The sequence below is a fragment of the Clostridium sp. YIM B02506 genome, assembly GCF_022324845.1.
In the GTDB taxonomy this organism is placed as follows: domain Bacteria; phylum Bacillota; class Clostridia; order Clostridiales; family Clostridiaceae; genus Clostridium_T; species Clostridium_T intestinale.
Genome location: NZ_JAKGTG010000041.1, coordinates 21,171 through 36,409 on the forward strand (window position 1 = coordinate 21,171; position 15,239 = coordinate 36,409).

A 15,239-nucleotide genomic window follows, 5' to 3' on the forward strand; every position below is an offset into this window, starting at 1 on the left:
AGATTTGCTCTTTTTATTCTTAGAAATTTTTTCATTAGTTATTTATATTGACCGGACAAGCTTTTAAGGTTATAATTGTTATTGCCGTTTTTAGATAATATTAATGGGCTATAACTTACATAAAGTAGGACAGAATTTTAAAATTCCGTCCTACTTATCTTCTTATTACCAGCCTTTTTTTATGTAGTCATCTTTATAATGACTAGTATCATTTTTAAATTCTATATTATATGTATCCTCTTCAATAGTTATCTTTGTAAGAGAAGTTTGTCCCATAACTATTCCTTTAATAGTTTCTTCAATTCCTAAGTTCTCAAAATACCCAACCATAAGTTTTAAAGTAATTCCATGAGTAACTATTAAAACATCTTTTCCTTTATTGTTCTCAATTATCTCCTCTAAAGCTTCTTTAGTTCTTTTTTCAAAAATATCTATTTCTTCTCCTTCAAAAGGCTTGTATTCTTTAGGGTTATAATATAGGTTATATAGTTCCTTTCCATATTTCTCAGAGTTCTCTATTTCTTCCCATATCATTCCTTCCCATAGTCCAAAACCCATTTCTTTTAAACCTTCATGAAGCTTTATTTCTAAATCTTTTTCTCCTTTTAAAATCTCTGCCGTTTTAAACGCTCTCTCTGAAGGGCTTGTATATATTACATCAATCTTTATATCTTCTAGTCTTTTGCTTAAATTTTTCGCCTGATCTATTCCATCTTTTGTCAAAGGAGAGTTATTCCATCCTTGTAGCCTTTTCTCTAAATTCCATATAGTTTCTCCATGTCTTGTTAAATATATAGTAGTTTTCATATTCTCCTCCTAAAACTTTTTCTCTTTTAATTATAAGTGTAAAAAAGATATCCCAAAAGAGATATCTTTTTTATAAAATCATTTTTTTAAAATATTAACAAAATATTGCCCTGAAGATATCTTTGTTGCTTCTATAGAACTTTCCCCTATTTTTGAAAGCTTTAATCTATAGAAATTTTCAGCTTCTGGTATTCCATAGTCACACGCATTTAATATATATTCCTTTGATTTTCTTAAATCTTTCCTATGTCCTTTTCCATAATAATATAATATCCCTAGATTAAAGCAACATCCACCATGTCCATTATCTGCTCCGACTTCTAAAAATCTAAATATACTACTGTATTTTTTTATTATTCCACCTAGTTTATATTGATTTTCCGCAAGCTTAAGTGCCGCATCCCATTCTGCCTTCTTAAAAGCTTGTATATAGTAATCTATGGCTTTACTCTTTTTTCTTTTTACACCCAATCCAAGTTGATAACAATCCCCCATTATTAAAAATGCTCTAGGATTTTCTAGCTCCATTCCTTGATTTAATAAGGCTATACCCTTTTCTACATCCTGTTTAACTCCATATCCAAATATATAACATTCTCCTAATTCTGCTGAAGCATATTTATATCCCTTTTCATAGATGCTTGAAAAAATATCAAAAGCCTTTTTATAATCTTTTTTTACTACCATACCATCTTTATAGAATCTTCCTATAGCATAACTAGATTGGTTAAGCTCATATTCATATCCCTTATAATAATATCTATATGCCTCATAGTGGTCTTTAGGTATTACTCCATAAGAATACTCTAAATAATCTCCTACATAAGCTGCAGCTTCCAAATCTCCTAAGTCAGCCGCCTTTTTAAAGTATTCAAAGGCTTTTATTCCATTGATTTCACCTAATTCACCATTTCTATATAACATAGCAATGTTAAAGAATGCCTCTGGCATTTCCTTTTCACAAGCTTTATTATAATATTCTAGCGCTTTGTTAACATCTCTTTTCAAAAAATCTTTTCTTTCGTATATATAACCGGCATTTATATACGCACTCCCATAATCTAGATCAGAAGCATTAATAGATAGCTCTAATGCCTTATCTAAATCCTTCTCAACATAGTAACCTTCCATATACATTATTGCTAGTCTTACCATTGCACTAGGATCTTTTTCTTTATCTACAAGCTCTGAAAATACTTCATAAGCACCTTTATAGTCAGTTTCTCCAGCATAACCATATAATTTATATAATCCAAGAGAAAGCTTTCCTTCAATATCATTTAACTCTGTAGATTTCTCATAATAGTCTAGTGCTTTATTAAGATCCTTTTCTTGTCCATAATTACCTTCATATAATTCGGCCAAATAATTGTATGCTTCCGTCATTCCCTCTTCTGCTGCTTTCTCTATGAACTCTATTCCCTTATTTTTATCTTGTTCTATATTAAACCCTTGTGTTAATATTTTTCCTGCTATTAATTGTGCTGGTGGATAACCATGCTCCGCTGCCTTTTTACACCAATACACAGCCTTTACCATATCTTCCTCTATACCAAGTGCATTCTTATACATAGTACTTAACATGAATTCTGCTGGTGAATAACCATACCCTGCCGACTTAGAATAATATTTGAAAGCTTCCTCATAGTTTTGATTTACTCCATCACCATCATAGTATAGATTTGCAAGCTGATATTGTCCTGGAGCATATTCATTTTCTGCTGATTTTGTAAACCAATATAACGACATCTTATAGTCATTATCCGGCTTTTTGTCAGAGAGATACATCATTCCTATTGCCCACTGAGAATAGGCATTGTCGCTTAAGGAAGATTTTTTATACCATTCCAATGCTTTGTCGTAGTCTTTCTCCACTCCTAGCCCAAGTTCATACAAATATCCTATCCAAGATTGAGCATAAGAACTTCCTAAGTCTGCAGCTTCGCTAAAACATTCAAAACATTTTTCCAAGTTCTTCTCTTTATCATTTCTTCCATAGTAATAATCTTCACCATCATTTATTAAAGCAGATAGCTCCTCGTCCTCAACTTCTTCTTCATAATAAGGAAGTATACTCTCTAGAGTTTTTAAATTCTCTTCTTCATTTTCGACTATTTCAATACTTATTTCTTTTGGATAGATATATTTTTTAAATATATTCTTTTCCTTTTCTGTTAGGCTGTCCATAAATAGAGAATAATCCTCTTCTCCAAATTCTGTTACAAGCCATGTACTTACTTCATACATGACTCTCCCACACTCCTCATCAAAGCTTCTCTTTGTATTTAGGAGATTAATAATATCATGGTATAGTTCCTCGTTTATATATCCTTTAACCATAAGGTTTCTAAGGCATATTTTAATATCTTCATTTATATATTCTATAGAAAGTTTTTCATAAACTCTTTTTACTACTAGAAGAACTGCATTTTCAAGAATATAATGATATTCTTCTGATGTCATCTCTAGCTTAGTTATCTCTTCATATATGTCTAAAAATTCTAGTTTCAAAAATCTATAATTATAATCCATGCCTTACTCCTTACTGTATTTATTTTCCTGTTCTTAATATTATATATCATAATATTTTTTCAATGCAATAAAAAGAAGTTTCACATGAAAAAAAGGTAAGGATCAACAATCCCTACCTTTATATAAAATCTATTTACTTTCCATTATAGCTAGAGCCACAGCTCCTAAAACACCAGCATCTGTTCCTAATCCAGCTGGAACTATCTTACAATATTCTGCCATTGATTTGAAGCATCTTTCGTTTACAACTTCTTGTACTTTATTAAATAGTACATCTCCGCCCTTTGAAACGCCTCCACCTATTATAACCTTATCTGGGTCAAAGCTTGCTATTATGTTAGCTACACCAATTCCTAGATAGCTGAATGCTTCATCTAATATCTTCTTAGATACAGCATCACCTTTTTCTGCTTCTTTAAATACTTCATATGAAGTAACAGTTTCATAATCTCTTAATGATGTTTCTACTTTACTGTTTACTGCTTCATTTGCACGTCTACCTATAGCTGTTCCTGAAGAAGTAGCTTCTAGACATCCTAAATTTCCACATCCACATCTTGGACCACCTGGGAATACAGTAGTATGACCTACTTCTAATGCATTAGTGGTGCTTCCTCTATATATTTTACCATTTAATATAGCTCCTCCACCAACACCTGTACTTACTGTTATATATACCATATTTTCAGTTCCCTTACCTGCTCCAAACATAAATTCTGCTATTGCAGCTACATTAGCATCATTGTCTAGATAAGTAGGAATAGAAAATTTTTCTTCTATTGGCTGTACTAATTGAAAGTTTTTAAATGGAAGATTCGGTGTAGTTACTATAATTCCTTTTTTTGCATCAAGAGGTCCTGGAGATCCTATTCCGATTGCAGCTACTTCATTAGTTGCAACGTTTCCTTCTTCTAAAACCATCTCTATAGTTTTGATTATTCTTCCTAATACAGGATTATCTCCTTCATGCGCTAAAGTTGGTATTGTAGTTTGAGCTACAACTCTACCCTCAAGATCAGATAAGGCACAGCTGATCTTTGTTCCTCCTAAGTCAACACCTACTACATAATTTTTCATAGATTTCCCTCCTAGATTTATAACTTGTCCCAATAAAACTCTAATAAAATACTAGTTCTCTTAAAACTAGTATTCTCAATACATAACATACTTATTATAACATAAGTATATACAAATTCTCACTTCTTTTTTATAGCATTAATAAAATAATTTCCTTGTGAATCTTCCCCTTGATACAATATGTTAAACTTATTATCTTTAAGCATCGAGCATATTATGTCTAGGTTTTCAGTTTGGGATGAATCTAATGTTATAGTAAAGTTATCCGCAGTATCTACAACTCCTATATAATCATAAATATTACTATAATCACTTAATCCTATTTCTCCTTTTATCTCCATTTTATATTCTGACATCTGTGAACCCTCCTAGTGAACCACTCTAATTTCAGGCACCTATTACTTAGCATATTCCCCTTAATAACCCTATATTCTTATTAGAATTAATTTAACCAAGAAATTATAAATATATACCTTATTTAATAGAAAACACCCATAGGAAATTATATCCTACGGGTGTCTATATTTCTTATTATTAAGCTTCGTTTCTAAGCTCCCTATTTCTTTTAACTTCATCTATTATAACTAAGGTTTCTGAAGCTGGAACTTCTTCATATCTCTCAAACTTCATTTCAAAACTACCTCTAGCTCCAGTTATACTTCTAAGATCTGTAGCATACTTAAACATCTCAGCCATAGGTACTTCTGCTATAACCCTTTGAAGCTTTTTATCTGGCTCCATTCCTAACACTCTTCCTCTTCTCTTGTTTATATCTCCTATTATATCTCCCATATAATCCTCTGGTATACTTATGGTTACAGACATTATAGGTTCTAACAAAATAGGATTAGCTTTCTCTAAACCTCTCTTATAGGCTTGAGAAGCAGCTATCTTAAATGCCATTTCTGATGAGTCTACTGTATGATAAGATCCATCATGAAGGGTAGCTTTTAATCCTATAACTGGATAGCCAGCCAATACCCCGTGACGAATACATTCTTTTAAACCTTTTTCAACAGCTGGTATAAAGTTTCTAGGTACAGATCCCCCAACAACCTTATCAATAAATTCAAGCTCATCTTCTCCATCATTTCTTGCTTCAAATTTAATCCATACATCTCCATATTGACCATGTCCACCAGATTGCTTTTTGTGTTTTCCTTGAACATCAGCAACCCCTTTTATAGCCTCTCTATATGGAACCTTTGGTTCTTGAAGCAATACATCAACGCCAAACTTATTTTTTATCTTTGCAGCTATAACCTCTAGATGTGCTTCTCCTACCCCAGATACTATAGTTTCTGCATTCTCAATATCTCTACTTATCTTAAAAGTTGGGTCTTCTTCTAATAATTTGCCCAAAGACAATGATATCTTCTCCTCATCACCTTTACTCTTTGGTACTATAGACATAGATATTACAGGCTCTGGGAAATTTATTTTATCATATTTTATCTTGAAGGTAGATTCACATAGGGTATCCCCTGTTGCACTATATTGCAGTTTAGCTATTGCACCTATATCACCAGCTATAATCTCTTTAGCTACTACCTGCTGTTTCCCTCTCATGAAATATAAATTACTTAGCTTCTCACTTTTATCTTTATTAGAATTATATATATTTAAATCACTTTTAGCTTTTCCTGTAATTACTTTAAATAGAGATAATTTTCCTACAAAAGGATCTGCAATTGTCTTAAAAATAAATGCAGAAAAAGGCTTATTTTCATCATAGTTCATGAAAACCTCTTCATCGGCTTGTAAATCAATTCCCTTTTGTGGAAGTGCATATTCAGGTGATGGGAAACATTCGCATATATCTTCAAGTAATACATCCATTCCTATAGCTGATGTAGAACTTCCACACATAACAGGCGCCACATCCCCATTTGCACAACCTCTAATTAGTCCTTTATATATTTCTTCATCAGATAATTCTCCTTCTGAGAAGTATTTATCTAGAAGCTCTTCATCAGTCTCTGCAACAGCTTCCATGATAGCCTGTTTACAGCTATCTATCTTTTCCTCTAGCTCAGGTGGTATATCACAGAAAACCCCTTTAGGATTTCCTTTACTATATATTCTCGCCTTTCTAGATATAACATTTACTACTCCGTGAAAATCATCTTCTTTTCCAATTGGATATTGAATAGGTACAACACTTATCCCAAATCTATTTTTTAAGTCTTCTAAAACTCTATCAAAATCAGAGTTTTCTCTATCTAGCTTATTTATAAAAAAGCTCCTAGGGAGTTTTATTTTATTACAATAATCCCACGCTTTTTCATCACCTACTGCAACACCTGATACACCGCATACTACTATAGTTGCTACATCTACTGCTCTCATGCCTTGAACCATTTCGCCTACAAAATCGAAGTAACCTGGAGTATCTAATAAATTTATTTTTTTATCCTCATATTCTAAAGGTAAAATTGTTGTGTTTAAAGATATCCTCCTTTTTCTTTCTTCTAAATCATAGTCGCTTACAGTAGTTCCTTCCTCTGTCTTTCCTAATCTGTCTATTGTATTTGTTGTAAATAATAAAGCCTCTACCAAAGATGTCTTTCCTGATGAACTATGTCCAACTATTCCTACATTTCTTAAATTGGAAATTTTGTACTCTTTCATACGTGCGTTAAGGTCCTGCGCCTTAACATTCACCCACCTTTCTTTAAAGTTTAGGCTATATGATGCTGAAAAAAGTTTCAGCTAAGTCATCTATATTAAAATATTAATACTATTAAAATATTATTCCTAACTCTATAGATAGAACGCTTTTATTATTATATATTCTCCATATTTATTATATTTCCTTTTAATTTTCTAAATATTCAAACTATTTCTATTTTTAAATAAAAAAGAATACAATATTTTCATACTGTATTCTTCCATATATTAATTAGGTTTTAAAACAACCTTTATACAATTGTCTTCTTTAGCATCAAATATCCCATAAGCATGTTTTCCTTCATCAATTGATAACCTATGAGTTATTATATCAGTAGCATCAAATTTACCTTCTTTAATTAACTCTAGTATAGGATCTACATATGTATGTGCTGGACATTGACCCATCCTTAGAGTTATATTTCTTGAAAAGAAATCTCCTAGCGGAAATGCATTATACTTAGATCCATAAACACCTACTAAAGCTACCGTTCCACCTTTTCTAATAGCTTGAGATGCTATTTCAATAGCTGACTTTGATCCACCTTGAAGCTTTAATGCACTTTCTATTTTCTCTATAGTAGACATCTTTCCATCCATCCCAACACAATCTACTACTGCATCTGCTCCTCCTCCAGTTATTTCTTTAATATATTCACCTGTATTATCATAATCTTCAAAATTGATAGTTTCAACTTGATTATACTTTCTAGCATGCTCTAATCTATATCCTACTCTATCAACTGCAATTACTCTTTTAGCTCCTTTATATATAGCCCACTTTTGAGCTAATAAGCCTACTGGCCCAGATCCTAAAACCACAACTGTATCATTTGGTTTTACTTCTGCAATATCAACACCCCAAAGTGATGTTGGTAAAATATCAGTTAAAAACAAAACTTGTTCATCTGTTAACTCCTCAGGAATTATAGTAGGGCCTACATTTGCATAAGGAACTCTTAGATATTGCGCTTGCCCTCCATCATAACCTCCAAAAGTATTACTGTATCCCAATAATCCTCCAGCTTCTCCATTTGGATTTGAGTTATCACATTGACTCCATAAATCATGTTCACAATACCAACAATGTCCGCAAGAAACCGGAAATGGAACTATTACTCTATCTCCTTTTTTAACCTTAGTTACATCTTTTCCTACCTCTTCTACAATCCCCATGGTTTCATGTCCTAATACAAACCCTTTAGGAAGGTTAGGTATAAATCCATGAACTAAATGTAAGTCTGATCCGCAGATAGCTGTAGAAGTTACTTTTACTATTATATCATCCGATTTTTGAATAGTAGGATCTTTTACTTGTTTAACTTCTACATCTCTAATACCTTCATAAACTATAGCTTTCATCTGTAACTCCTCCAATAATTTTATTTTATTCTTAGGTAGTATCTGTTTAAAGCCTATAATTTATTTAGTTATACTTTATTTTTATATTAAACATAAATCTTATTATCTAAATATATTTTTAAACGCAAAAAAGCTATAAGATTAGATCTTATAGCTTCAACATTTACAATAATTATCTTCTATTGTTTTGTTGTTTTTTAGCTCTTCTACAATCAACGCATCTTACTGGTTCATTGTCGAATCCTTTTTCTTTGTAAAAAGCTTGTTCTCCTTCAGTGAAAACGAAGTCTTTTCCGCAATCTCTGCAAACGATAGTTTTATCTGCCATTTCAATTCCTCCATTTTTAAAGATTTATAAGTGATTAACAAATTCTCTAAAACTGGAGAAAATTATTATCTTCTTATATCTTTACTTTTTATTACTCATTTATAATATCACATTTATTATTTTGATGCAAGGATTATTTTCCTTGTAAAGTCACTAATTCTCTAAGGAACAAGTCTGCTCTTATCCCTTGGAAATAGAGTTGTTTCCCTCACATTACTAAATCCTAGCAATAAGGCTAAAAACCTTTCCAAGCCTATAGCAAAACCTCCATGTGGTGGAACTCCATATTTAAAAATATCAATATAACTTTTAAAATCTTCAGGATTTAACCCTTTAGCTGTAAAGCTATCTATTAACATAGAGTAATCATCAATTCTTTGTCCCCCAGATGTTATTTCCATTCCTCTAAATATAAGGTCAAAAGATTTAGTCCCCTCGTTTCCCTTAGGCATTGTATACATAGGTCTTTTTTCTCTGTAATAATTAGTTATGAATATAAAATCTGAATTAAACTTCTCTTTAGCATATTTGCTTATAAGTTCTTCTCCTTCAGAATCTAAATCAATGTCATTAATAATCTTTCCATAGTTTTCTTTTAATATTTTTAAAGCCTCTTTAAATTCTATTCTTGGTATTATATTGATTTGAGGGACATCAATATTCAATAACTTAATATATCCTTCTCCTTCATTAATTAACTTGTTAAACATATATTTTAGTAAGTTTTCTTCAAGATCCATAATTGAATTTTCATCTTCTATAAATGCCAATTCTACATCCATACTTGTAAATTGATTTAAATGTCTTCTTGTATCGTGCTCTTCTGCTCTAAAAAAATTGCCAATTTCAAAAACTCTTTCATATCCTGCTGCTATCATCATCTGCTTATAAAACTGTGGACTTTGAGATAAATAAGCTTCTTTCCCGAAATAATTTAATTTAAATACAGAGGTTCCTCCTTCAGCACCCTCAGCTACAATCTTAGGTGAAAATATTTCTGTAAAATCTTCTTTTGATAAAAACTCTCTAAACCCCTGCAACAATATATGCTGAACTTTAAATATTGCATTATTTTTTTCATTTCTAAGACTTAGAACTCTATTATTTAATAATGTTTCTAAAGAAATATCTAAAGAATTTTTATTTACTTCTATAGGAAGTATTTCTTCTACTTTATTTATAACATTAACGTCTTCAACTATTACTTCAAAATTATTTAAAGAGTTTTTTCCTTCTTTAGCTACTCCAGTTATCTCTACTACAGATTCATTTGTTAAATTATTTAAATCTATATCTTTGTCAACCACACATTGAACCATTCCACTTCTATCTCTTACTATTACAAAGGAAATGTTTTTTAAAATTCTAACTCTGTGAACCCAACCTTGTATAAATATTTTTTCTCCTATAGACCCTTCTAGCCTACTAATCATTATTCTTTTCATAATTGACTCCTTTCATTTTAAAAACTTTTATTTAATTTTTCAAATGTCCGAACATTCTAATGTTCGAATGTTCGGACATTTGAATAAAAAACTAACTCTCAAATAATAAAAAAAGCTTCACTCCATTTAGGAGCAAAGCTATACTTCACGGTACCATCCTAATTAACCTTAAAATATATAAATAAAAACAAAAAACTCACTCCATAACAGGAGTGAGTTTACCCACGGTGCCATCCTTATTTAATCTAATATATAAAAAGATTATCTTTAAGCCTTTTAACGGTAGCAACCGATTTATCCTACTAAATTTCAAATAAATTTCTCTAAGGTGTCTTTCACTAAAAATTTTTCTGCGAAGCTTTCACCATCCTTCGCTCTCTATAAGAATCCTAATTAGTTACTATCCTCTTCATAGAATTTATAATATTTTATATATTATATTCCTAAACCCAAAAGAAAGTCAATACTATTAAATGTCTTAATATTCAATCCATGTAGTTAATTCTTTTGTTGATATTCTTGGTGCTGCATTTTTAGTACTCTCAGAGTAACCTAAATATATAAATGCTAATACTTCATCTTTTTCCTTAAGATAAAAAAACTCTTTCATCTTAGGGTGATAACACTCCTTACCAGTCTTCCAATATGCAGCTATTCCTAATGAATGAGCTGTAAGCAACATATTTTGTATTCCAGCATATACCGCTCCAAGTTCCTCAAGCCTTATTACTCTTTCCTTTTCACTTACTTCTGCTGCAATAGCTATAATAACTGGTGCTCTAAATGGTTTATTTCGTTCTAACTCTAATCTCTTTTTTCCTTCTTCTGTATTTGGATCTGTACCTAAATCAATTGCAATCTCTTCAATTACTTTAGATAAAGATTGTCTCCCATCCTTTGTTATAACAAAAAATCTCCAAGGTTGTGTTAAGAATCTTGTAGGTGCCCACTTTGCAGACTCTATTATTTCTTCAATTATTTCTTTAGGAACCTCTTTATTCTCAACATTGCCTATGGATCTTCTATTAATTATCGCCTCTTTTAATTCCATAGTCATCACTCCTAGTAATTGATAACAATTCTTAATTAAATTATAGAATAAAAAAGAAGTTATAGCAAACTATTTGATAGTTTAGCTATAACTTCCTTGTATTTATATTCTATACTTCTTTTTTAAGTGCTGATAGAAGAACTCCACTTACTACAGTTCCTACTACCATAGCTATTAAATACATTCCAAGCCCAGTTACTACGTTTGGTAAAGCTAATACGAATGCTCCACCATGAGGAACTGCTAATGTAACATTAAATAACATTGAAAGTGCTCCTGCTACTCCTGATCCAGCCATAAGTGAAGGTATTACTCTTACAGGGTCAGCTGCTGCAAATGGTATAGCTCCTTCTGTTATGAATGCTAATCCCATTACCCAGTTAGCTTTTCCAGCTTCTCTTTCTTCAACAGTAAATTTTTTCTTTGACATAACTGTTGCCAATGCTATTCCTAAAGGAGGTACCATACCAGCTACCATAACCGCTGCCATTATAGCTGAAGAACTTCCATTAGCTAAAGTTGCTGTTCCAAATACGTATGCAGCTTTATTTATAGGACCACCCATATCTGCGGCCATCATTATTCCTAAGATTAAACCTAAAAGAACTTTACTACTTCCGCTTAAACTAACTAATCCAGAATTCATTGCATCGTTAATTGCCTTAACAGGACCACCTAAAACAAATGTCATTATGATTGCGATTATAAAAGTTGATAATACTGGGATAATTAGTACTGGCATTAATCCATCCATAGATTTTGGTAATTTGATATATTTTCTAATTCCTATAACAACATAACCAGCTATAAATCCAGCAAGTAATGCTCCTAAGAATCCAGCACCTATGGTATTAGCTAAAGCTCCACCTACAAATCCAGGTACTATACCAGGTCTATCTGCTATTGAGTATGCTATAAATCCAGCAAGTACAGGTACCATGAATGCGAATGCTGCTTTACCTGTTGAGAATATTACTTCTCCAAATGAACCTACATTTTCATAAACATAGATTCCGCCAAATGCAAATCCTAATGCTATTAATATACCACCTGCAACAACAAAAGGAATCATGTATGATACACCAGTCATAAGATGTTTATATACACCTTTCTTTTGTGAAGAACCTTCTTTTTTCTCCTTATTTGCTTCTTCAGATACTTCAGCTTTTAAAACCTTAGCACCTTTAGCTTTTTCAATAAGTCCTTTAGCATCCTTTATTGCTTCTGAAACCGCCACTTCTACTAATGCTTTTCCAACAAATCTATCTTTAGATACGTTAGTGTCTGCTGCTATGATAACACAGTTTGCTTCAGCAATGTCTTTTTCTGTTAATACGTTTTCAGCACCTACAGAACCTTGAGTTTCAACCTTAATTTGATGCCCCATTTCTTTAGCTGCCATTTCTAATGCCTCGGCAGCCATGTATGTATGGGCTATTCCTGTTGGACAGGATGTTATTGCTACTATTTTCATAATAATACCCCCATAATAAATTTTAATATTTTACTCAAATACTTTTATAAATTCTTCAAAATTACTTGAATTCATGATTGCGTTTCTTACATTTTCATGCATTAATTTTCTTGATATTTGACTTAATGCTCTTAAGTGTATGTCGTTACTATCTTGTGGTACTGCTATTAAGAAAAATAAGTGTGCAGGCTTATCATCCATTGAACCATAATCTATTCCCTGATCACTTTTACCAAAAACTATAGCAGCCTCATTTACTGAATCGCTTTTACCATGTGGTATAGCTATTCCCATTCCTATTCCTGTAGAAAACTCCTCCTCTCTTTTTAGTACTGCTTTTCTAAATGTCTCTTTGTCGTTAATCTTGCCATCTTTAAGTAATATATCTATTAATTCATCTATTGCTTCTAATTTATTTTCAGCTCCTAATTGTAAGCAAACTCTTTCTTTAGAAAACATATCTTTTATTTCCATATGTTATATCCTCCTTATAAGTTCCATTGATTTTGGTAGTAATTCTTCAACTTGTTTTTTGCTACATGCCTCCGTACCTTCTAAAGTAACTGTAGCTGCTCCACAAGCTTGAGCAAAACCTAATGTATTTTCGTCATCTAATTTTTTTACCATAGAATACACTAAAGCTGCAACCATGGAGTCCCCTGCACCTACAGTGCTTTTTACAGGTACTTTTAATCCCTCAGCTATGTATTTCCCTTTATCAGTTATATATAACGCTCCCCTGGATCCCATAGATACTAGTATATTAGATATTTTCATATTATTTTTTACCAGCAAAGCTTTTTCTAATATACTTTTTTCATCCTTTAAATCCTCATTGAACATAATTGACAATTCATGATCATTTGGCTTTATGGCAAAAGGTTTTTCTTTCATTCCTTCTTCCAAAAGTTCCCCTTCAGCATCAATAATTACTAAAGCTCCTTTTTCCTTTGCAATTCCTGTCAAAACTTTATATATATCTTTTGATACACCTCGAGGTACTCCACCTGATAGAACAACTATATCCCCTTCTTTGCAAACTTCTTTATATATATCTATAAATTCATTCAGCTCTTCTGTAGATATCTGAGGACCAGCTTCATTTATATCAGTATAAGTTTTATTAATATTATCCACTATCTTCATATTGGTTCTAGTATCATTTTTTATCTTCACAAATCTATGAGTTATATTCCTTTTATCTAATTCAGATTCAAAAGATTTTCTAAATACTCCGCCTAAAAAACCTATTGCTAAGGAATCTATTCCTAAATTTTTTAGAACCTTAGAAACGTTAACACCTTTTCCTCCAATATCATGTCTCACATCCATAGTTCTATTTACAGATCCCAACTGAAAGCCATCTACAATTAGTGTTTTATCTATTGCTGGATTAAGCGTCACAGTTATTACCATCAAATCACCTCCTATATCTAAGTTGTTATTATTTCTACTCCAACTTCTTCATATTCCTCAATTATTCTTTTATCAATATCATCACTAGTTATTATCATACTTACAGCTTTAACTGGACATATAACTGAAAACGAAACGTTTTCGAATTTGCTACTATCTGCCATTACTATAACTTTTTTAGCATGATTCATCATAATTTTTTTAGTTTGAGCCTCTGCATAGTTAGGAGTAGTTATTCCCTCTTCTATAGATATACCGTTAGCCCCTAAAAAAACTTTATCTACTCTAAAGTTTCGAAGTACAGCTTCTGCCATGTTACCAACCATTGCTCTTGTATTAACTCTTAATGATCCACCTGTTACTATTATTTCTATATCTTTATTACTAGATAGTTCTGATGCAATATCAATAGAATTAGTTATTATAGTCAAGTTTTTAGCTTTAATTCTTTTTGCTAACTCTAAAGTAGTTGTCCCAGAATCCATTATTATTGTATCTCCATCTTGAATGAATTCACTTGCAGTTTCTGCTATCTTTTTTTTCTGATCAATTCTTTCGTCTTTCTTATCTTGAAATGAAGGTTCATAATTTGTTTTATTATCTAATCCTACAGCTCCCCCATGTGTTCTCGTAAGAAGATTCTTTTCTTCCATCTCCTGCAAATCTCTTCTTATGGTTGACTCTGATACATTGAGCATTAATGATATTTCATTTACCTTTATACTGCTCTTTTCTTTTAAAATTTCAGAAATGATTTGTTGTCTTTGTTGCGCAAACATGATATATTTCACACCTTATCTTAAAATATTTGCTCATTTTTGCATTTGTTTGATTGCTTAATCTCATTTTATATTAACAATTTAAACTTGTCAACAAAAATAATCATATTTATTCACAAATGAGCACAAACGAATAAATTGACATCTTATACTTTTCTTATATAAAATAAAACATTCAAATGAATGTTTTTAGTATACTATATTAATTATATTAGATTAAAAACAAAAAAACACTAGGAAAAATCCTAGTGTAATAATCAAATTGGCTCCGCGAAGAGGGCTCGAACCTCCAACCTAT

Annotated in this window: 13 protein-coding genes and 1 other annotated feature; all 13 genes read right to left on the bottom strand. The window is 31.5% G+C overall.

The window, feature by feature from the left end; genetic code table 11:
* Window positions 1–165: 165 nt before the first annotated feature.
* The 13 genes from L1S49_RS21040 to L1S49_RS21100 all read right to left on the bottom strand — a co-directional run bounded on the left by L1S49_RS21040 (window position 166) and on the right by L1S49_RS21100 (window position 14,953).
* Window positions 166–807, bottom strand: a complete 642-nt coding sequence (locus L1S49_RS21040) for a histidine phosphatase family protein (RefSeq protein WP_238907289.1) — start codon at window positions 805–807, stop codon at window positions 166–168.
* A 78-nt stretch (window positions 808–885) separates the two neighbouring features.
* Entirely contained in the window at window positions 886–3,339 is a 2,454-nt protein-coding gene (locus tag L1S49_RS21045; protein ID WP_238907290.1) for an SEL1-like repeat protein, read from the bottom strand.
* Between the two features lie 129 nt (window positions 3,340–3,468).
* Window positions 3,469–4,416, bottom strand: coding sequence for an ROK family protein (locus L1S49_RS21050; RefSeq protein ID WP_073022149.1), 948 nt, complete (start codon window positions 4,414–4,416; stop codon window positions 3,469–3,471).
* 119 nt (window positions 4,417–4,535) lie between these two features.
* Window positions 4,536–4,772, bottom strand: coding sequence for a hypothetical protein (locus L1S49_RS21055; protein ID WP_073022147.1), 237 nt, complete (start codon window positions 4,770–4,772; stop codon window positions 4,536–4,538).
* Between the two features lie 178 nt (window positions 4,773–4,950).
* Entirely contained in the window at window positions 4,951–7,047 is a 2,097-nt protein-coding gene (gene fusA / locus L1S49_RS21060; RefSeq protein ID WP_238907291.1) for an elongation factor G, read from the bottom strand.
* 267 nt (window positions 7,048–7,314) lie between these two features.
* Complete coding sequence (locus tag L1S49_RS21065) at window positions 7,315–8,448, bottom strand: zinc-dependent alcohol dehydrogenase (RefSeq protein WP_238907292.1); 1,134 nt, start codon at window positions 8,446–8,448, stop codon at window positions 7,315–7,317.
* Window positions 8,449–8,620: 172 nt separating this feature from the next.
* Entirely contained in the window at window positions 8,621–8,776 is a 156-nt protein-coding gene (locus L1S49_RS21070) for a zinc-ribbon domain-containing protein (protein WP_073022141.1), read from the bottom strand.
* Between the two features lie 161 nt (window positions 8,777–8,937).
* Window positions 8,938–10,221 carry an aspartate--tRNA(Asn) ligase gene (gene aspS / locus L1S49_RS21075; protein ID WP_238907293.1) on the bottom strand — a complete coding sequence of 428 codons (1,284 nt, stop codon included), beginning with the start codon at window positions 10,219–10,221 and terminating at the stop codon, window positions 8,938–8,940.
* Window positions 10,222–10,426: 205 nt separating this feature from the next.
* Window positions 10,427–10,643, bottom strand: a binding site (T-box leader).
* Between the two features lie 56 nt (window positions 10,644–10,699).
* A complete protein-coding gene (locus L1S49_RS21080; RefSeq protein ID WP_238907294.1) occupies window positions 10,700–11,272 on the bottom strand; it encodes a nitroreductase in 573 nt (190 codons plus the stop codon).
* A 109-nt stretch (window positions 11,273–11,381) separates the two neighbouring features.
* Complete coding sequence (locus L1S49_RS21085; RefSeq protein ID WP_238907295.1) at window positions 11,382–12,746, bottom strand: fructose-specific PTS transporter subunit EIIC; 1,365 nt, start codon at window positions 12,744–12,746, stop codon at window positions 11,382–11,384.
* 30 nt (window positions 12,747–12,776) lie between these two features.
* On the bottom strand, window positions 12,777–13,220 hold the full coding sequence (locus tag L1S49_RS21090; RefSeq protein ID WP_238907296.1) for a PTS sugar transporter subunit IIA: 444 nt from the start codon (window positions 13,218–13,220) through the stop codon (window positions 12,777–12,779).
* Window positions 13,221–13,223: 3 nt separating this feature from the next.
* On the bottom strand, window positions 13,224–14,162 hold the full coding sequence (gene pfkB, locus L1S49_RS21095) for a 1-phosphofructokinase (RefSeq protein ID WP_238907297.1): 939 nt from the start codon (window positions 14,160–14,162) through the stop codon (window positions 13,224–13,226).
* A 17-nt stretch (window positions 14,163–14,179) separates the two neighbouring features.
* Window positions 14,180–14,953, bottom strand: a complete 774-nt coding sequence (locus tag L1S49_RS21100; RefSeq protein WP_343074166.1) for a DeoR/GlpR family DNA-binding transcription regulator — start codon at window positions 14,951–14,953, stop codon at window positions 14,180–14,182.
* Between the last annotated feature and the right edge of the window lie 286 nt (window positions 14,954–15,239).